At 67.8% G+C, this 16,626-nt stretch carries 16 protein-coding genes; 5 read left to right on the top strand and 11 right to left on the bottom strand.

The features are described from left to right. Positions 1-3: 3 nt before the first annotated feature. The gene (gene cobT / locus AAIH46_RS01955) at positions 4-1,041 is read right to left on the bottom strand and encodes a nicotinate-nucleotide--dimethylbenzimidazole phosphoribosyltransferase (protein WP_430303836.1); all 1,038 of its coding nucleotides are present in this window, start codon (positions 1,039-1,041) and stop codon (positions 4-6) included. Positions 1,042-1,141: 100 nt separating this feature from the next. Here cobT and cobS point away from each other — a divergent pair, with 100 nt between their 5' ends. From cobS to AAIH46_RS01970, 3 genes are read left to right on the top strand one after another with little or no spacing between them, the layout of a single operon-like run. After that, the gene (gene cobS / locus AAIH46_RS01960; RefSeq protein ID WP_430304968.1) at positions 1,142-1,924 is read left to right on the top strand and encodes an adenosylcobinamide-GDP ribazoletransferase; all 783 of its coding nucleotides are present in this window, start codon (positions 1,142-1,144) and stop codon (positions 1,922-1,924) included. Positions 1,925-1,944: 20 nt separating this feature from the next. Next, positions 1,945-2,160 (top strand): DUF1289 domain-containing protein, encoded by a 216-nt coding sequence (locus AAIH46_RS01965; RefSeq protein ID WP_430303837.1) that lies wholly within the window; start codon positions 1,945-1,947, stop codon positions 2,158-2,160. Continuing rightward, entirely contained in the window at positions 2,157-2,861 is a 705-nt protein-coding gene (locus AAIH46_RS01970; protein WP_430303838.1) for a TIGR02281 family clan AA aspartic protease, read from the top strand. Before AAIH46_RS01965 ends, AAIH46_RS01970 begins: the two co-directional genes overlap by 4 nt. A gap of 26 nt (positions 2,862-2,887) precedes the next feature. Here AAIH46_RS01970 and AAIH46_RS01975 read toward each other — a convergent pair whose 3' ends face one another. Further along, complete coding sequence (locus AAIH46_RS01975; protein WP_430303840.1) at positions 2,888-3,547, bottom strand: hypothetical protein; 660 nt, start codon at positions 3,545-3,547, stop codon at positions 2,888-2,890. A 167-nt stretch (positions 3,548-3,714) separates the two neighbouring features. Then, positions 3,715-4,686: an AraC family transcriptional regulator gene (locus AAIH46_RS01980; protein WP_430304969.1), complete on the bottom strand. Its 972-nt coding sequence runs from the start codon at positions 4,684-4,686 to the stop codon at positions 3,715-3,717. A 132-nt stretch (positions 4,687-4,818) separates the two neighbouring features. On the opposite strand from AAIH46_RS01980, the gene AAIH46_RS01985 reads away from it, so the two are divergent. Further along, positions 4,819-6,042, top strand: coding sequence for an MFS transporter (locus tag AAIH46_RS01985; RefSeq protein WP_430303842.1), 1,224 nt, complete (start codon positions 4,819-4,821; stop codon positions 6,040-6,042). 31 nt (positions 6,043-6,073) lie between these two features. Here AAIH46_RS01985 and AAIH46_RS01990 read toward each other — a convergent pair whose 3' ends face one another. The 6 genes from AAIH46_RS01990 to AAIH46_RS02015 form a co-directional block, all read right to left on the bottom strand. Beyond that, positions 6,074-6,835, bottom strand: a complete 762-nt coding sequence (locus AAIH46_RS01990) for an ABC transporter permease (protein ID WP_430303843.1) — start codon at positions 6,833-6,835, stop codon at positions 6,074-6,076. After that, positions 6,832-7,758, bottom strand: a complete 927-nt coding sequence (locus tag AAIH46_RS01995) for an ABC transporter ATP-binding protein (RefSeq protein WP_430303845.1) — start codon at positions 7,756-7,758, stop codon at positions 6,832-6,834. Before AAIH46_RS01995 ends, AAIH46_RS01990 begins: the two co-directional genes overlap by 4 nt. Positions 7,759-7,883: 125 nt before the next feature. Next, positions 7,884-8,945, bottom strand: a complete 1,062-nt coding sequence (locus AAIH46_RS02000; protein WP_430303846.1) for a D-alanine--D-alanine ligase family protein — start codon at positions 8,943-8,945, stop codon at positions 7,884-7,886. 86 nt (positions 8,946-9,031) lie between these two features. Next, complete coding sequence (locus AAIH46_RS02005) at positions 9,032-10,450, bottom strand: extensin family protein (RefSeq protein ID WP_430303847.1); 1,419 nt, start codon at positions 10,448-10,450, stop codon at positions 9,032-9,034. A gap of 156 nt (positions 10,451-10,606) precedes the next feature. After that, positions 10,607-11,182 carry an NAD(P)H-dependent oxidoreductase gene (locus tag AAIH46_RS02010; protein WP_430303848.1) on the bottom strand — a complete coding sequence of 192 codons (576 nt, stop codon included), beginning with the start codon at positions 11,180-11,182 and terminating at the stop codon, positions 10,607-10,609. Positions 11,183-11,314: 132 nt separating this feature from the next. Beyond that, positions 11,315-13,135 carry a methyl-accepting chemotaxis protein gene (locus AAIH46_RS02015; RefSeq protein WP_430303849.1) on the bottom strand — a complete coding sequence of 607 codons (1,821 nt, stop codon included), beginning with the start codon at positions 13,133-13,135 and terminating at the stop codon, positions 11,315-11,317. Positions 13,136-13,315: 180 nt separating this feature from the next. Here AAIH46_RS02015 and AAIH46_RS02020 point away from each other — a divergent pair, with 180 nt between their 5' ends. Beyond that, positions 13,316-13,702, top strand: a complete 387-nt coding sequence (locus AAIH46_RS02020) for an acyl-CoA thioesterase (RefSeq protein ID WP_430303851.1) — start codon at positions 13,316-13,318, stop codon at positions 13,700-13,702. 30 nt (positions 13,703-13,732) lie between these two features. Here AAIH46_RS02020 and AAIH46_RS02025 read toward each other — a convergent pair whose 3' ends face one another. Continuing rightward, a complete protein-coding gene (locus AAIH46_RS02025; protein WP_430303852.1) occupies positions 13,733-14,914 on the bottom strand; it encodes a DUF1501 domain-containing protein in 1,182 nt (393 codons plus the stop codon). Continuing rightward, on the bottom strand, positions 14,911-16,431 hold the full coding sequence (locus tag AAIH46_RS02030; RefSeq protein WP_430303853.1) for a DUF1800 family protein: 1,521 nt from the start codon (positions 16,429-16,431) through the stop codon (positions 14,911-14,913). Before AAIH46_RS02030 ends, AAIH46_RS02025 begins: the two co-directional genes overlap by 4 nt. Between the last annotated feature and the right edge of the window lie 195 nt (positions 16,432-16,626).

Here is a 16,626-nt window from a genome sequence, read left to right on the forward strand (position 1 = left end):
GCCTCAGTGCGTATGCGGGACCGGCTGGCCTGCGGTGCTGACGCCGGCCTGTTCGAACGTCGCCATGCCCGAATGGCAGGCCGCCGCCGCCTTGACGATGCCGGCGGCAAGTGCCGCGCCGGTGCCCTCGCCGAGCCGCATGCCAAGCGCCAGGAGCGGCGTCTTGCCGAGCTTTTCGATCGCCTGCAGATGGCCGGGCTCGCCCGATACGTGGCCGATCAGGCAATGGTCGAGGGCTGCCGGATTGGCGGCCTTGAGGATTGCCGCCGCGGCTGTCGCCACATAGCCGTCGATCAGCACCGGGATCTTTTCCACCCGGCAGGCGAGGATGGCGCCGGCCATCGCCGCCACTTCGCGGCCGCCGAGGCGCCGCAGCACTTCCAGCGGGTCCGACAGGTGGTCCTTGTGGAAGGCGACGGCTGCCTTCACCGCGGCGATCTTGCGCTCCAGCACTGCACCATGCGAGCCGGTGCCCGGCCCCACCCAGTCTTCCGCCTCGCCGCCATAGAGCGCAAGGTTGATGGCGGCTGCGATCGTCGTATTGCCGATGCCCATCTCGCCGATGCACAACAGGTCGGTGCCGCCGGCGATCGCCTCCATGCCGAACGCCATGGTCGCCGCGCAGTCGCGCTCCGACAGCGCCGGCTCGACGGTGATGTCGCCGGTCGGGTAATCGAGCGCCAGGTCAAAGATCTTCAGGCCGAGATCATAGGCGGCGCAGATCTGGTTGATCGCCGCCCCGCCGGCGGCAAAGTTCTCGACCATCTGCTGCGTGACGCTCGGCGGAAACGGCGTGATGCCGTGGCGTGTGACGCCGTGATTGCCGGCAAAGATCGCCACCATCGGCCGGTTGACGGCCGGCGCCCGACCCGACCAGGCCGCCAGCCAGAAGGCGATCTCCTCCATCCGCCCCAGCGCCCCCGGCGGCTTGGTCAGCTGGCTGTCGCGCTCGCGCGCCGCCACCAGCGCCCGCGTGTCGGGGCCGGGCAGATCGCGCAGCAGCACGCGGAAATCGTCGAAAGGCAGGCCGCTCATGCTCATCGGATCACTCTTTCCTCAGGGTCTTTTCAACGCCGCCCTATGTGACGACGGCGGAATCTGATTTGGTGGCCCTGTTTATCAGGCATGCACGGAGGAACAACTGCCAAACGCCACGGAATTTTGCAAAGACCTCGCCCGTTCGCTGGCGTTCCTGTCGCGCCTGCCGATGCCGTCGCGTGCCTTTGTCGGCCATGACGGGTCGATGGCGCGTAGCTGCCGCGCCTTTCCGCTCGCCGGCTTCGTCGCGGCACTCGGCCCCGCCGTCCTCCTCTACGCGGCATCCGGTCCGGCAACCGGCCTGCTCGCCGCCTTCCTCTCGCTTGCCGCCCTGACGCTCGTCACCGGCGCCCTTCACGAAGACGGGCTTGCCGATTGCGCCGACGGCCTGTTCGGCGGCCGCGACCGCGCGCATGCCCTGTCGATCATGAAGGACAGCCGCGTCGGCAGTTACGGCGTCGTGGCGCTGGTCCTGGCCTTCGGCCTGCGCGCCTCGGCACTGATGGCGATCGCCGCCACCGCCGGCGCCGGTCTTGCAGCGGCGGCCTTGCTTGCCGCGGCGGCCTTTTCCCGCGCCCTCATGGTCTGGCACTGGGCCGATCTTCCGCCCGCGCGGACCGACGGCACGGCGGCCGGTGCCGGTCGCCCGCTGGCTGCCGCGATGCGCATCGCGCTCGGCCTTGGTGCTGCCCTGTCGCTGGTGCTGCTGCCGGCAGGGGCGCCGCTGGTGCCTGTCGTCCTGGCGCTGCTGGCGGCTGGCCTTGCCGCGCTGCTCTTCACCCGTTTCGTCTCGCGCAGCATCGGCGGCCATACCGGCGATACCATCGGCGCCACCCAGCAGATCACCGAGACCACACTTCTTTGTGCCCTTGCGGTCCTGCTTTGAAGCCATGATATACGGTCATCATGATTAGCCCCTGCATCCTTGTCTGCGCCATCGACGACGCCACCGGCCTCTGCGTCGGCTGCGGCCGCACGGGCGGCGAGATCGGCGCCTGGACGCTCTACACCGACGGGGAACGCGCAGCCGTCATGGCAGCGCTTCCCGCCCGCATGCAGGGCATCGAGCCCAAGTCGCAGCATGAAATCCGCCGCTCCGCCCGCCGGAGGCGTCAGCCATGAACATGCTGACGGTGCTGCTTGCCGTTCTCGGCTTCGGCCTGGCGCTGTTGATCATCAACAACGACAGTGGCCAGACCTTCGGGCTGCAGAACGATGATTTCGGCCGCTTGGTGCAGCTGTCGGCGCTTGTGGTCCTGCTGTCCGCCGGCTTTCTGGCGGGCCGCCGCGGGCGCGCCGGCGAAGTGCTGCGCAACATCGCCGTCTGGCTGCTGATCGGCCTGGTGCTGGTTGCCGGCTATGTCTACCGCCACGACCTGCAGCAGGTGGCGGCCCGCGTCACCGCCGGTCTGGTCCCCGGCAGTCCGCTGGTGATGACCACCAGCGAGGGCTCGCAGGAAGTCGTCATCCACCGCGGCCGCAACGGCCATTTCCAGGCCCAGGCGGTGATCGACGGAAAGACCCTGCCGATGCTCATCGATACCGGTGCCAGCGCCGTCGTTCTGTCCTTCGAGGATGCCGATCGCCTGGGGCTCGATCCGGCGACGCTGAATTTCACGGTGCGCGTCTCGACCGCCAATGGCGAGGCGCGCGCGGCGCCGGTGCGCCTCGACAGCATTGCCGTCGGGCCGATCACGCGCTCCAACATCCGCGCCCTGGTCACCGAAGACGGCCGCCTGTCGGAAAGCCTGCTCGGCATGAGCTTCCTGTCGACGCTCGGCTCGCTGCAGATCCAGACGGACGAGTTGCGGCTGCGCGACTGATTGGGCGGGCCACCGCGAAAATCCGTTCAGCTGCAGCGTTCGGCCGTCGCCTCACCCGTCAGTTCGGCGCCCTGCAGCCGCACCATCTTGGCGCTGCGAGCCTTTTCGCCATGCGGCGCCTCGCAGGTATCGAGGTAGACGTCGGCAAGCGTCTGCACCGGCCGCGCGGTATTGCGCGCCTCCAGCCGTATCGCCGAGACAGAGGTATGGATCTCGCCCGTGTTCATCGCGCTGGCCTCCAGCAGGACCTCGCTGAGGCCATCCTCGTCCATGTCCACCGCACCGACGATCCGGCTGTACTGGACCTCTTTCGGCAGAACATAGGTCTTGATCGACTGCCCCTCGCGGATGGCGAGGATCACCTGCGCCGGTGCGTCGGGAAACGGCTCGATGGCAACCGGCGGCTTGCCCGACAGAAGGTAGAAATCGGCAGGCCCGGTTTTTCCCATCGTGCCGCGCGCTTCGCCCAGCACCACGGGCTCGCTGCCGAGCGCCCGCACCGCGGTGGAAGATACGCCCGCCAGCGCCGCCCCGATCTTTTTCGTATCGGCCGCATTGATGCCGGGTGTCGCCATCCGGAACTTCACGTCCCGGTAATCGAGCGACAGTCCATCGACCGCCGCCGCCGGATGGCCGGCGCAGATCATTGCCGAAGCCAACAGCCACCACATTCCTCTCGCCGTCATGCGATCCTCCATCCGGTGCCGGCAGCTCCGCTCGCCTCACCCATCCTTGAGATGCGCAGGCGCGGTCATCGAGAGCGCGGGGCCTCAGACTTGCGTGCGATTGGGGCGAGACGATGAACGACCGTTCACCGGCGTTTCGCGGCACCCTGCGTACCCTGCAGTTCCCGTCACGCCGCCGGAGCGATCTCCAGTGGTGCCGCGACCGCCCGCAGCACGGCGGCATTGTTGCCCTTTGGACGAAAGGCGCTGGGCGGCGACCCGATGATGCGCTTGAAGGCACGGCTGAACGAGGCTTCGGCATCGTAGCCCAGCCGCTCGGCGACGGATGCCACCCGCATGCCGTCCTTCAGCCACAGGCGCGCCTGATGCATCCGCACCTTGGCAACGTAGCGGGCCGGCGTCTCGCCGACCACGCGCGCGAACCGCTCGGCAAAGCCGGATCGCGACGTCCCCATCAGCCGCGCCAGTTCGCCGACCGTCCAGTCGCGTTCCGGCTCAAGGTGGATGGCGGACAGCACGCGCCCGACATCGGGGCTGCGCACGGCGGCGATCCAGCCGGCCGTCTCGCCGCATCCATGTTCCACCCAGGCGCGGATCATCGTTGCCATCAGCACGTCGGCGAGCCGCGCCAGAATGCCGCCCGCCCCGACCCGGTCCATGTCCACTTCACGTGCCATCGCCTCCAGCAGATGCGGGATGGCCGGCTCGTTCTTGGCAAGGTCGCTGGTCAGCATGGTGTCGGGCATCAGCTGCAGAAGCGGATGCAGCTTGTCGATGTTGAAGCGCATCGAGGCGGTGAAGGCGAGCGTCCCGCCACAGGCGTCGGCGCATTGCAGGTCGTAGATCCCGTCGCACACCTGACGGCGGTCGTACTGGCTGAACGGAACGGCATCGGCAGCCGCATCGCTGGCAATCCGGTGGGCGTCGCCGCGCGGCAGAAGCGCCGCGTCCCCGGGGCGCAGCGGCAGCCACGCGCCCGACGGCGTCTTCAGCATCGCCGAGCCGGATGAGATGAAATGGAAACGTGCCGATTCCTGTGCGGGAAACTCGGTGGCCCAGGGTTCGGCCAATCGGCAGCGGCCGTAGTCGACGCCGTCCAGGCGCAGCCCACGCAGCATTTCGGTCAGCGGGTCGCCGATGATGTCGGATGAAAGTTTGGACGAATGATCAAGCATATCGGATTTATTAGCATGGAAGATACAGCCCGTCACCCTTAGATCTGTCGCCACCGTCCGCTACCGGACATGCATAACCTCCCATAGGAGACCATCATGAGTGACAGCTTCCTCGAAGACGACGAGCAGGGCAGAGGCGCAGCGGCGCCCGCCTTCTCCGGCAAGGCGCGCTGGGATGCCATTGTCTCGCTGACGCTCGGCGTCTTCGGTCTGGTGACGGCCGAGTTCCTGCCCGCCAGCCTCCTGACGCCGATTTCCGCCGATCTCGGCATCAGCTCCGGCATCGCCGGACAGACGGTCACCGTCACCGCGGTGGTCGCCGCCATCGCCGGCCCGGCGATCGTCATCGGCACCCGCAGCCTCAACCGCCGCTGGACGCTCTACGGCCTGACCGCATTGCTGATCGTCGCCAGCGTGCTCGCCGCACTCGCCAACGGCCTGACGCTGCTGCTCGTGTCGCGCGTCCTCCTCGGCATCGGGCTTGGCGGCTTCTGGGCGATGGCCGGCGCCATGGCGCTGCGTCTCGTGCCGATCGAACACCTGCCGCGCGCCATGGCGATGATCTTTACCGGCGTGTCGGTCGCTACCGTCACCGCCGCACCGCTCGGCGCCTATATCGGCGCAACGCTCGGCTGGCGCGCCGCCTTCGTGCTGTCGGCCGCCGTCGGCATCGTCGCGCTCCTTGCGCAGGCGATCACCATTCCCTCGCTGCCGCCCGCCGGCCATGCCGGCCTCGGCACCATGGCCGCCGTCCTGCGCCGGCCAAAGATCCGCATCGGCTTTGTCGCAACGCTGCTGGTGGTCTCCGGGCACTTTGCCGGCTTCACCTACATCCGTCCTTACCTCGAAGGCATTCCGCGTCTGGATGTCGACATGATCTCGCTGGTTCTGCTTGCCTATGGCGTTGGCGGCTTCTTCGGCAACATCATCGGCGGCATGATCACCAGCCGCAGCGCCACGCTCGGCACCGTCTTCGCCTCCGGTCTGATCGCCGTCTCCGCCGTGCTGCTGGCAGTTTTCGGCCAGTCGGGTCTCGCCTCGGCCATGGCCGTCACGCTGTGGGGCTTCGCCTTCGGCGCCTTCCCGGTCAGCATCCAGAGCTACATCACCCGGGCTGCCCAGGATGAAGCCGAAAGTGCGGGCGCCCTGCTGCTCACCACCTTCCAGATCGCCATCTCCAGCGGCGCCGTGCTCGGCGGCCTGCTGATCGACCTGCAGGGACCGATGGGCGTGATCTCGTTCCTCGCGGTGGCAACCGCTCTCGGCGCATCGGTCATGGTCGCCCGCGGCGGCCGCCAGATGCAGCTCAGCCAGGGCTGATCGCCGCTCTCGGCTTCCGGCTGCGCCCCTCTTACTTGCGCAGCCGGTAGCCGGTCTTGAAGATCCAGAACAGCACCGACAGGCAGACGGTCAGGAACAGCCCGATCATCACCAGGCTGATCACCGGGTTGACGTCGGAGATCTCGTAGAAGCTCCAGCGGAAGCCGGAGACGAGATACAGCACCGGGTTGAGGTGGCTGACGGCGGCCCAGAACGGCGGCAGCATGTCGATCGAATAGAAGCTGCCGCCCAGAAACGTCAGCGGCGGCACGACCAGCATCGGCACCAGGTTCAACTGCTCGAAATTGTCCGCCCAGATGCCGATGATGAAGCCGAACATCGAAAACGTCACCGCCGTCAGCACCATGAACAGCACCATCATCACCGGATGGGCGATCGACAGGTCGACGAAGAAAGAGGCGGTGGCAAGGATGATCAGGCCGACGATCATCCCCTTGGTGGCGGCAGCACCCACATAGCCGATGACGATCTCCGCCATCGACACCGGTGCTGACAGCAGCTCGTAGATGGTGCCGGTGAATTTCGGGAAATAGATGCCGATCGAGCTGTTGCCGATGCACTGCGACAGCAGCGTCAGCATGATCAGCCCCGGCGTGATGAAGGCTCCGTAGGAAACCCCGTTCACCTCCTGGATGCGCGAACCGATCGCCGTGCCGAAGACGATGAAGTAGAGCGAGGTGGTGATGACCGGCGAGATGACGCTCTGCAGCAGCGTGCGCCGCATGCGGGCCATCTCGAACATGTAGATCGACTTGATTGCCTCGATGTTCATGCGCGTGCCTCCACCAGCGAGACAAAGATATCTTCAAGCGAACTCTGCCGTGTCGCGACGTCCTTGATCGACAGGCCGGCGCGCTCGACTGCGGCCAGCACCTGGCCGATCTGCCCCTCGCCCGCACCATTGCCATACTCGTGGACGAGTTCGCGGCCATCCTCCGACAGCGTCACGTTCAGCCCTTCCAGATCCTGCGGAAGCGCGGCCACCGGCTCCTTCAGTTCCAGGCACAGCTGCTTGCGGCCGAGCTTGTGCATCAGCGCCTTCTTCTCCTCGACGAGCAGCAGTTCGCCGTCTCGGATGACGCCGATGCGGTCGGCCATCTCCTCGGCCTCCTCGATGTAATGGGTGGTGAGGATGACGGTGACGCCGGTCTCGCGCAGCCGGTCGATCGCCGCCCACATGCCGCGCCGCAGTTCCACATCGACGCCGGCGGTCGGCTCGTCGAGGAACAGGATGCGCGGCTCGTGGGCCAGCGCCTTGGCGATCAGCACGCGGCGCTTCATGCCGCCGGACAGCTCGCGCAGCTTGTTGTCGCGCTTTTCCCACAGCGACAGGTCCTTGAGGATCTGCTCGATCAGCGGCTTGTTGGCCTTTTCGCCGTGCAGGCCGCGCGAGAACGACACCGTGTTCCACACCGTCTCGAACTGGTCCGTCGTCAGCTCCTGCGGCACCAGCCCGATCAGCTTGCGCGTCTTGCGGAATTCCTTGACGACGTCGTGGCCGCCGACCAGCACCGTCCCGGACGACGGCATGGCGAGCCCGCAGACGATCGAGATCAGCGTCGTCTTGCCGGCGCCGTTCGGCCCCAGCAGCGCCAGGATTTCGCCGGCGCGGATGTCGAGATCGACGCCTTTCAGCGCCTGGAACCCGTTGGCATAGGTTTTCGTCAGGTTTTGGATCGATACGATGGGGGACATGGGATCTCGGAAAGGCCAGGAGGATTGGCAGGATGCTGCGCCTTATATAGGCACGCCCGCCAGATTTCGAGGGTACGCTGATGCGCCCGCCCTCCCAACATCCCCTCTCGTTATCTCGCCTGCCTTTACCGGCGACGCTTCAGCGCAAATTCGATCGCCACATCGATCCAGCCGGCATAGCTCACGCCGCATTCGGCAAGCGCCAGCGGATACATCGAGCGGTCGGTGCAGCCGGGCATCGTGTTGACCTCGTTGACCAGCAGCTGCCCGTCGTCGAGCAGGAAGAAGTCGACCCGCGCGATGCCGTCGCAGCCGAGCGCCCGGAAGGCTTTTGCGGCCAGCGCCTGCGCCTGCTCCACCACGCCGTCCGTCACCACCGCCGGGATGACGATCGCCGCCCCCTCCGGGTCGAAATACTTGGCTTCGTAATTGTAGAAGTCGTGCTTTGCGGCAGTGACGATCTCGCCCGGCGGCGAGATGATCAGCCGCCCGTCGGGCTGTTCGAGCACCGCGCACTCGATCTCCCGGCCGGACAGGAACGCCTCGACCAGCACCTTGTCGCCAAATTCGAAGGCCTTTTCGAGCGCCGGGCCGACCGCCTGCGCGCCATCGACGCGTGACACGCCGAACGACGATCCCTGCCGTGCCGGCTTGACGAAGAACGGATAGCCGAACCTCTCCGCCAGGTTTTCCGCATCCATCTCACTGGCATCGGTCAGGCAGACGGCCGCCGCCACCGGCACACCCGCCTCGCGCAGCAGCCGCTTGGCGATATCCTTGTCCATCGCCGCAGCCGACCCGAGAATACCGCAGCCGGCATAGGCAAGGCCCGCCATCTCCGCATAGCCCTGCACCGTGCCGTCCTCGCCGAACCGCCCGTGCAGCACCGGAAACAGCACGTCGAGCACCGGCAGCTCGCCGCCCGCCGCGCCATCCGTTGCCACCAGCCGGCCGCGTCCGCCGGGCACCAGCGCCACGCCGCGGCCGCTCTCAGCGTCGAGCCCGCCCGCACCGGCTGCTGCATCTTCCTGCAGCCGCCAGATCCCGTCGCGTGCGATGCCGATCGGCACCACCCGGTAGCGGCTGCGGTCCATCGCCTTCATCACGTTGGCGGCCGACATCAGCGAAACGTCGTGCTCGGCCGACTGGCCGCCGAACAGCACGCCGATGGTGAGCATCTCGGTCATGAGGATCTCCGGGAAAACGAGGTTGAAGGCGCGGCCTCATGCCGGCGAGGCGATGGAGGCCAGGCCGCCGTCAGGTCATCAGCGGGTCAGCTGCAATAGCGGTTGCCGGAGGCCCGGCTGCGCAGGTCGAAGTGGAAATGGTTCCAGTGTTCCTTGTTGCTGCCCGGCCCCAGCACCGTGTTGAAATACTTGCAGCTGTCGGAGCGCACCGCCTTCAGCAGGCCACCCTCGCGGAACGAGAAGAAACCCTTCTTGCGCACGTCGATGGCGTGTCCGTTCTTCAGCACGAACTTGCCGATGTCGATGGCATTGCCGCGCGCGTGTTCCGACATCGGATTGTAGCGCTGGCGGCTGTTGTTCATCCGCCGGCAGGAATAGCCGCCCATCGGCTGGATCGTGCCGATACCGGTGAGGTAGCGCAGCCGCGCCGAAGGCGCGAGCTCGTTCTTCACCCATTTGGCGAAGGCGAGCGTCGTCTGGCAGTTGAGCACGACCGCCGGCTTGACGTCGATGCTGCCCGAAAGCCCCGACAGCGACACCGGATAGTCGATGCCGCAGCTGCCGCCGTCGGAGATCCGCGGCTTGTCGACAAACTCGACGCCCATCCGCTTCAGTTCGCGCCGGCAGGCAAGCTCGGAGGCCGGCATCGGCTGGTCCGGCCTGGCGCTCATCTGCGGCGCCGTCGGGTTGTTCGGCATCAGCATCGCCACTTCCTGCGGCGCGCGGCTGGGCGGCGTCACCGGCGAGGCATCGCCCCAGCGCGGCGCCGATTGCCGCGGCTGGCTTTGCCTCGGCTCGCTCTGGCGCGGCGGCATGCTGTCGATATCGTTGCGGGCCGCCCGGCCGGAACGCTTCGGCGGCACCACCACCAGGTCCTCGCCATCGGCATCGGAGCTGGCACCGGCGAACGGATCGCTTGCCGGCTCGACCATCGGCGCGCTCATCCGCTGGGCGCTCGCGCGCCGGCCGACAGGCACCGGATTGTCGGTGCCGATGCCGTCCACCACCGGCTGGCTGGTGTCGCCTTCGGCAATGTCGGCATCCTGCTCCTGCGCCAGCCCGATCACCGGCGCGCCGGCCGGCGGCGTCGCGGCATTGAGCCCCATTTCGGCATCCATGTTCACGCCGTTGCTGTCGTAGGTCAGCGTGCCGAGGCTTGCCGGCGGGGCGCCCATCACCCGGGGCGGCGGCGCCATCGCCTCGTCGCTGTCGATCATCGGCAGGCGGCCCGTGGCAGCCTGGGCCGGCGGCATCAGCTGCATCTGTCCCGGCGCCGCATCGAGCGGCTCCAGCGACTGCCCTGCCTGGACGGGTGCCCGGCCGGCGGCGCCATAGCCCTGGTCGACGGGCGAGACCGCCACCGGTCGGCGGGTCTGGATGGAGGAAACGCGCGTGCCGCTGTCGATCGATCCCGGCGGCACCAGGCCGTCGGCACTGCAGCCCACCAGCATCGTCGAGATCATCAGGAAGGCTAGCGCCCGCCGGGAGGTAAAAGCATACGCCATACAGTCTGCTCACGTCTGGGCGTGCTAAGAATGGCACACCCGCAGAGTGTAGGTGGACAGGGTAAACGAAGGCTTTCCCAATCGGGGCCATTTCATGGTCATGTGTCGCTCATTCGGTGTCGGGCGCATCCCGCCCGGCCGCAGCCGCGGCTGTGGTCAGCGGCCGCCCCTGCCCAGCCGGCGTACCGTCTCCAGCCAGTGCCTTGCGTTGAAGTCCGGCGCCGCCACCTGCCCGATCAGCGTCGCCCGCACCGGCCGGATGCCGACGAAATGCAGGATCCCGATGCGCAGCGCCGTCAGGCTCGCCGAGCGGTAGGCGAGCCGGAACCACCAGGACGGCATGCCCATCGTCACGATCACCCGCGCCGAGCGGCCCTCCAGCAGCTTGCCGCCGAACGGACCCTTGCTCGGATCATAGGCGAAGCCCGGCCGCGCCAGCTGCTCCCAGAAGGCCTTCAGGCGCGCCGGCATCCCGCCGAGCCACAGCGGATAGATCAGCACGAGGTGATCGCATGCCGCGATGTCCGCCTGCGCCGCGCGGATGTCGTCCTCGGGTACGCCTTTCTCCTGCTCTGCCTGCGACTGCAGGAAGCCGAACCTCATGATCGCCGGGGAAAGCCGCGTCACCGCATGACCGGCATCCGCTGCGCCTTGCGCATAGGCATCCGCCAGCGCCCCGCACAGATGTCCGCCGGCCGCATCCGGATGCCCGTCGATGATCACGATCCGCATGGCTTCATCCCCCGTCAGCCGTAGCGCCATCGTCAGGGCATGCGCGGCTCACGCCTTGCGCAGGATCAACCGGCCACGAAAATACCCGCCGGTTTCCCGGCGGGTGCTGTTTTGCATGTCGACAAACAAACGTCAGGCGGCGCGCGCCGTGCGGACCTGCCGCCCCTCGCCCGGCTCCAGCCGGAAGCCGGACAGCAGCCCCTGCAATTGCCGGCTCTGCTCGGCCAGCGTCTGGCTGGCGGCGGTGGATTCCTCCACCATCGCGGCGTTCTGCTGGGTCATCTGGTCCATGGCGTTGACCGAGGCGTTGATTTCCTGCAGCCCCGTCGCCTGCTCGCGCGAGGCATTGGCGATGCTCTCCACCTGCGCATTCACCCGCTCCACCAGATGGGCGATCTCCACCAGCGCATCGCCGGTGGTACGCACCAGCGAAACGCCAGCTTCCACCTCGCCGGCCGACGTGCGGATCAGCGTCTTGATCTCCTTGGCGGCATTGGCGGAACGCTGCGCCAGCTCGCGCACTTCCTGGGCGACGACGGCAAAGCCGCGGCCGGCCTCGCCGGCGCGTGCCGCCTCGACACCTGCGTTCAACGCCAGAAGGTTGGTCTGGAAGGCGATCTCGTCGATGACGCCGATGATCTGGCTGATGCGGCTGGAGGAATCCTCGATCCGGCCCATGGCGTCGATGGCATTGCGGACGATCGCGCCGGAGCGGTCGGCGCTGTCCTTGGTCTCGGAGACCATCGAGCGCGCTTCGGCGGCCCGCTCCGAGGCGCTGCGCACGGTCTGGGTGATCTCTGCCAGCGATGCGGCCGCTTCCTCCAGCGCTGCCGCCTGCTGTTCGGTGCGCCGCGACAGGTTGTTGGTCGCGCCGGAAATGTCGGCGGCGCTGTCATGGACGATATGGCCGGTCTCGGCGATCGCCTCGATCGTGCCGCGCAGCGATGCGACGGCCTGGTTGAAGTCGCTGCGCACCTTGGCGTAGTCCTGTCCCAGATCGCCGAGCGCCACCGAAAGGTCGCCCTGCGCCAGCGCCTCCAGCGCCCCGCCGAGTTCGGCCATCGCCTGCTCGTGGCGGGCAGCCGAGGCCTGCATCTGCTGCGCCACCTCTTCGCGACCGCTGGCGATCTGGCGCTGCTGTTCGGCTTCGCGGGCCTGCAGTGCAGACCGCTCATCGACCGCGTCGCGCAGCACCAGCAGCGATTTGGCGATCGCCCCCAGCTCGTCGCGATACTGGGCGCCTTCCACCGTGACGCCTGCCTCGCCCGATGCCATCCGCTCCAGCGCCCGCCGGATGCCGTTCACCGGCCCGGTAACGCTGCGCACGATCAGGTAGGCGGCGCCTGCCAGCAGCAGCAGGCCGGCGCCGGAAATCATCGCAAAGCGCGTCGCCTTCATCCAGAACAGCGCGTCCAGGTCGTCCACATAGACGCCGGTGCCGACGATCCAGCCCCACGGCTCGAAGCCGGCGACATGCGAATACTTGCCGACCGGCTTTTCGGCGCCCGGCTTCGGCCAGTCGTAATCGACAAAGCCCTGGCCCGAGGCCTTCACCGTCTTGACGAACTCGACGAACAGGAATTTGCCGTTCGGATCCTTGTTCTGGGTGAGGTCGCTGCCGTTCATCTCCGGCTTGATCGGATGCATGATCATCCGCGGCAGCATGTCGTTGATCCAGAAATAGCCGCTGCCATTGTCGTAGCGCATCGCCGCGATCGTCCGCTTGGCTTCCGTCTGCGCCTGCTCGCGGCTCATCGTGCCGGCCTGCTCCTGCGCGTGGTAGAGCTTGAGGATACCCAGCGCATTGGCGTCCATGGCAGCGAGAGCCGACTTGCGCTCCTTGGTCAGCGCATCGAAGCTTTGCATCAGGCTGACGGTCATCGCCACCGCCAGCACCACGACGGCCAGCCCGACCAGCATGTATAGCCGCGTGAAAATCCGGATATTCTTCATCTCTTTACCCCCCGATAGATAGATGCGTGTAAAGTTACCCCGGTTCTGTTTCGAACTCGTAAATGATGTTTAAGTCCCTGCAGCAACACACTATTACGGCTCCAGGAGGTTGCACGGCGTGCGCTGCGGCAATACAGTCGCATTTGTTTGCAGTGCACAATGTTGCTCGAGGAGAGACCGATGAACGATCACCCCGGCCCGGACGGCGAGCTGACGCTCCGCACGCTGGCAATGCCCGGCGACGCCAATCCCGCCGGCGATATCTTCGGTGGCTGGGTGATGGCGCAGATGGACCTTGCTGCCGGCATCCGCGCCGGCGAACGGGCGCGCACCCGCGTGGTCACCGCAGCGGTCAAGGAGATGGCCTTCCAGCAGCCGGTGAAGATCGGCGATACGCTCAGCATCCACACCGACATCACCCGCATCGGCCGCACCTCGATCACCCTTCAGGTAGAAGCCTGGGTGAACCGGTCGCGCATCGGCCGGCGCGAGAAGGTCACCGAGGGCACCTTCATCATGGTGGCGCTCGACGATGAAGGGCGTCCGGCAGTGGTGCCGGAGATCTGAGCGAAGGGGTCCGTCGAGGCCCCGGCGCCGCTAGACTTTCAGGAACGCCGAGGTCTGGTCGAAAGACAGGCCCGGGAACACCTTGGCCGACAGGTTCGCCGGGGTGATGTCGAACTGCCGGTGCAGCATCGCCGCGGCGATCTCGCGCGCGTCGGTGGTCGGCATCAGGTCGCGGTCGTCGAGCAGCTGGCCGGCGCCAAGCCCCGGCCATGTGCCGAGCATGCGGCCGCCGGCAAGCCCGCCGCCGGCGATGATCGTCACGCTTGCCGTGCCGTGGTCCGTGCCGCGGGTGGCGTTCTGCCGCACCGTCCGGCCGAACTCCGTCTGCACGAGTACGACCGTCGATCCCCAGGCGTCGCCAAGCGATAGCTTGAGGCCGGTCAGCACCGCCGCCAGGTCGCCTGCCGCCGTGTCGAACTGTGTCGCCTGGTCGGCATGCGTGTCCCAGCCGGACAGCGAGAGGCTGGCGATCCGGTAGTCGCCGCGCAGCTGGGTGCCGATCTGCGTCACGATGTCTGCAAGGCCTGCCCGGCGGCCGGCCGGATCGAGGATGCCGCCGGCGGGGCCAGCGTCACCGGTCTCCAGCAGCGCCGATCGAAAACCCTCGTCGGAGGCATAGAGCGCCCCCAGGAAGCGCAGCTCGTCCTCGGCCAGCGGCAGCGGCATCGCCGGCGACCAGAGGTCGACCTCGCCCGGTCCGTTCAGCAGGCTGCCCATCGACATGCCGATATCGAGCGTCTTGCGCGAGCCTGCGCGCGGAATGAGCGACAGCGACCGGTTCAGCCAGCCGCTCTTCAGCGCCCGGCCGTCGAGGCTGCCGGCATCCAGCACATCCTGTCCGTCGAAATGACTGGTGCCGCCGCGATACGGGGTGGCGGTCGCATGCACGAAGGCAAGCTCGCCGCCCTGCCACAGCGGCATCAGCGGCGCGGCGGCCGGGTGCAGTCCGAAAAAGCCGTCGAGATCGATCAGCCGGTCGTCCGGCGACAGCGCGAGATCGGGGCGCAGATCGGCAAACGCCGGATCGCCATAGGGCTGGACGAGGTCGAGCCCGTCCAGTGCGCCGCGCAGGGAGATGGCGATGAAGCGGTTGTCGCCCTGCGCCGCCTCCAGGCGGACAGGCCCGAGAAGCGGCACGGTGGCGGCACCGAAGGCCGATGCCAGGAAGCCGCGGCGCGACAGCGCGTAGAGGTCGGATTTGGCCACCGTCATCTCCTGTTGAACTCGGGCGACAGAAACACCATCGTCAGCCCGTGGAGTTTCGTCGGCGCCTGGGGGACGACCGTCCGGGTTTCGTCGCGCGCCGCATCGGCAAGCGCCGTGTCGATCAGGGCTGCCGGATGCGGATCGGCGATCAGCACCCGCGCCGCAAGCCGGATCCAGGCGATACGCTCGGCAAGCTGCCGCTTGGTCAGCCAGACGCTCTGCACGGAACCTTCGGCCTGTGCCGGCCCGCCGGCGTCGACACCTCTCGTATTCGCAGCGCCGGCCGCCGCCGAAGGCGGCGCAGCATCGAGCGGCCGGGACACGCCCCAGATCGGCTGGCCCATACGCTCCAGCCCGTCGACCGTCAGCGCCCGCGTCACCTCGGCCCGGTAGCGCACCGGCGCCTTGGCATCGCCGGCGGCGCGCTCGGTCGCCGCGGCATCGTCGGCAGCCTTGGCCATCGCCTCGAAGGTCTCGCCCTTGACGTCCAGCGCCCGCAGGCTTGAGACGACGAAATCGAACGGCTGGATGACCGTGCCCGCCTCCGGCGCCCAGGCCCGCGGCTGGTCGAGCATCGCCCGGTAGACGGCTGTCAGGTTGCCGCCGGTGGCGGTCCAGGCCGAAACCATCGCCTCGACGACCTCCTGCGGCGGCACCTCGGCGATGAAGTGGCGGACAAGACTGCGGCAGACGAACTGCGCGGTTTCCGGCCGGTCCGCCAGCTCGCCCAGCAGGTCGAGATGATCCTTGGCGCCGCGCCCGCCCTCGCCATAGGTGCGGCCGAGCAGCGTCAACCGACCGGGCTCGGCACGCTGCGGCTCGTAGCCGACGGTCAGCGTGCGCACGTCCACCGTCACCCCGGTCAGCAGCATCGCTGCCGCCTGGATGTCGGCCTCCGCCACCGGCACGTCCGGCCCCAGCGCATAGTCCTGCAGCAGCGCCCGCGCCAGCCTGTCGTTCAACGCCCCGCCCGCCTCGGCTCCGGCCGGCGATTGCGGCGCGACCGACAGCGTCTGGTCCGTGGAAATCAGCATCGCCGGATGCAGCACCGCAGCGCGCAGCAGGTCGGAGAACGGTCCCGCCAGATGCGGGCGTATCGCTTCCGCCTCGTAGACCGGCGCGATCATCCGCATCTCGTAGGTCTTTGCCGCGTCGATCGAAAAATGGTCGAGCCAGAAGCTCGCCAGCCGCTCGTAGAAGCCGTTTTCCGAATAGACCGCCTGGGCGATCCGCCCCAGCGCATCGCGGAAGAACAGCCGGTCGGCCTCGCGTTCGGTGTCGGCGCGCATCGACGCATTCGGCCGTCCCGCCTCGGCCACCTTCGCCTCGACGGTGCGCACCGAGACCAGCCGGCCGATGGTTTCCTTGCGGCCGAGCAGTCCTTCGCGCGGAAAGCGTGGCTTGGCCGCCGTGCCGCGCGACACCTGCGTCATCAGGCTCTCGACATCGGCCGGCGGTGTCTCGCCGGGCCGCAGGCCGTAACCGAAACGCCGGGCGGCAAGGGTGGAAAACGAAGGAGCCATCAATGAACCTCGAGCTGCGCCGCGCAGCATGCATGACCGTCACCCGCTCAAGAGGCGGTGGATTGGGGCTATTTTCGGAACGGCGGGAGCGGGTCGCGGAACTGCCTCCCCAGAATCTTTCGCCGTCCGTCCCGGGCGCGCCACTTTAGAACCAGCGATCCCGGCTTGCAAACCGCGACCCGCACTTTACCCCGC

This window comes from Rhizobium sp. 0TCS1.26, assembly GCF_050455525.1.
Lineage (GTDB): Bacteria > Pseudomonadota > Alphaproteobacteria > Rhizobiales > Rhizobiaceae > Neorhizobium.

What these genes read in the sequence shown, in the direction of transcription:
- AAIH46_RS02000 (WP_430303846.1), bottom strand. Translation starts at nt 8,945, where the DNA reads ATGACCGAGATGCTCACCATCGGCGTGCTGTTCGGCGGCCAGTCGGCC.
- AAIH46_RS02020 (WP_430303851.1), top strand. Translation starts at nt 13,316, where the DNA reads ATGAACGATCACCCCGGCCCGGACGGCGAGCTGACGCTCCGCACGCTG.
- AAIH46_RS01990 (WP_430303843.1), bottom strand. Translation starts at nt 6,835, where the DNA reads ATGAACATCGAGGCAATCAAGTCGATCTACATGTTCGAGATGGCCCGC.
- AAIH46_RS01985 (WP_430303842.1), top strand. Translation starts at nt 4,819, where the DNA reads ATGAGTGACAGCTTCCTCGAAGACGACGAGCAGGGCAGAGGCGCAGCG.
- AAIH46_RS02030 (WP_430303853.1), bottom strand. Translation starts at nt 16,431, where the DNA reads ATGGCTCCTTCGTTTTCCACCCTTGCCGCCCGGCGTTTCGGTTACGGC.
- AAIH46_RS02010 (WP_430303848.1), bottom strand. Translation starts at nt 11,182, where the DNA reads ATGCGGATCGTGATCATCGACGGGCATCCGGATGCGGCCGGCGGACAT.
- AAIH46_RS01975 (WP_430303840.1), bottom strand. Translation starts at nt 3,547, where the DNA reads ATGACGGCGAGAGGAATGTGGTGGCTGTTGGCTTCGGCAATGATCTGC.
- AAIH46_RS02005 (WP_430303847.1), bottom strand. Translation starts at nt 10,450, where the DNA reads ATGGCGTATGCTTTTACCTCCCGGCGGGCGCTAGCCTTCCTGATGATC.
- AAIH46_RS02015 (WP_430303849.1), bottom strand. Translation starts at nt 13,135, where the DNA reads ATGAAGAATATCCGGATTTTCACGCGGCTATACATGCTGGTCGGGCTG.
- AAIH46_RS01995 (WP_430303845.1), bottom strand. Translation starts at nt 7,758, where the DNA reads ATGTCCCCCATCGTATCGATCCAAAACCTGACGAAAACCTATGCCAAC.
- cobT (WP_430303836.1), bottom strand. Translation starts at nt 1,041, where the DNA reads ATGAGCATGAGCGGCCTGCCTTTCGACGATTTCCGCGTGCTGCTGCGC.
- AAIH46_RS01970 (WP_430303838.1), top strand. Translation starts at nt 2,157, where the DNA reads ATGAACATGCTGACGGTGCTGCTTGCCGTTCTCGGCTTCGGCCTGGCG.
- AAIH46_RS01965 (WP_430303837.1), top strand. Translation starts at nt 1,945, where the DNA reads ATGATTAGCCCCTGCATCCTTGTCTGCGCCATCGACGACGCCACCGGC.
- AAIH46_RS02025 (WP_430303852.1), bottom strand. Translation starts at nt 14,914, where the DNA reads ATGACGGTGGCCAAATCCGACCTCTACGCGCTGTCGCGCCGCGGCTTC.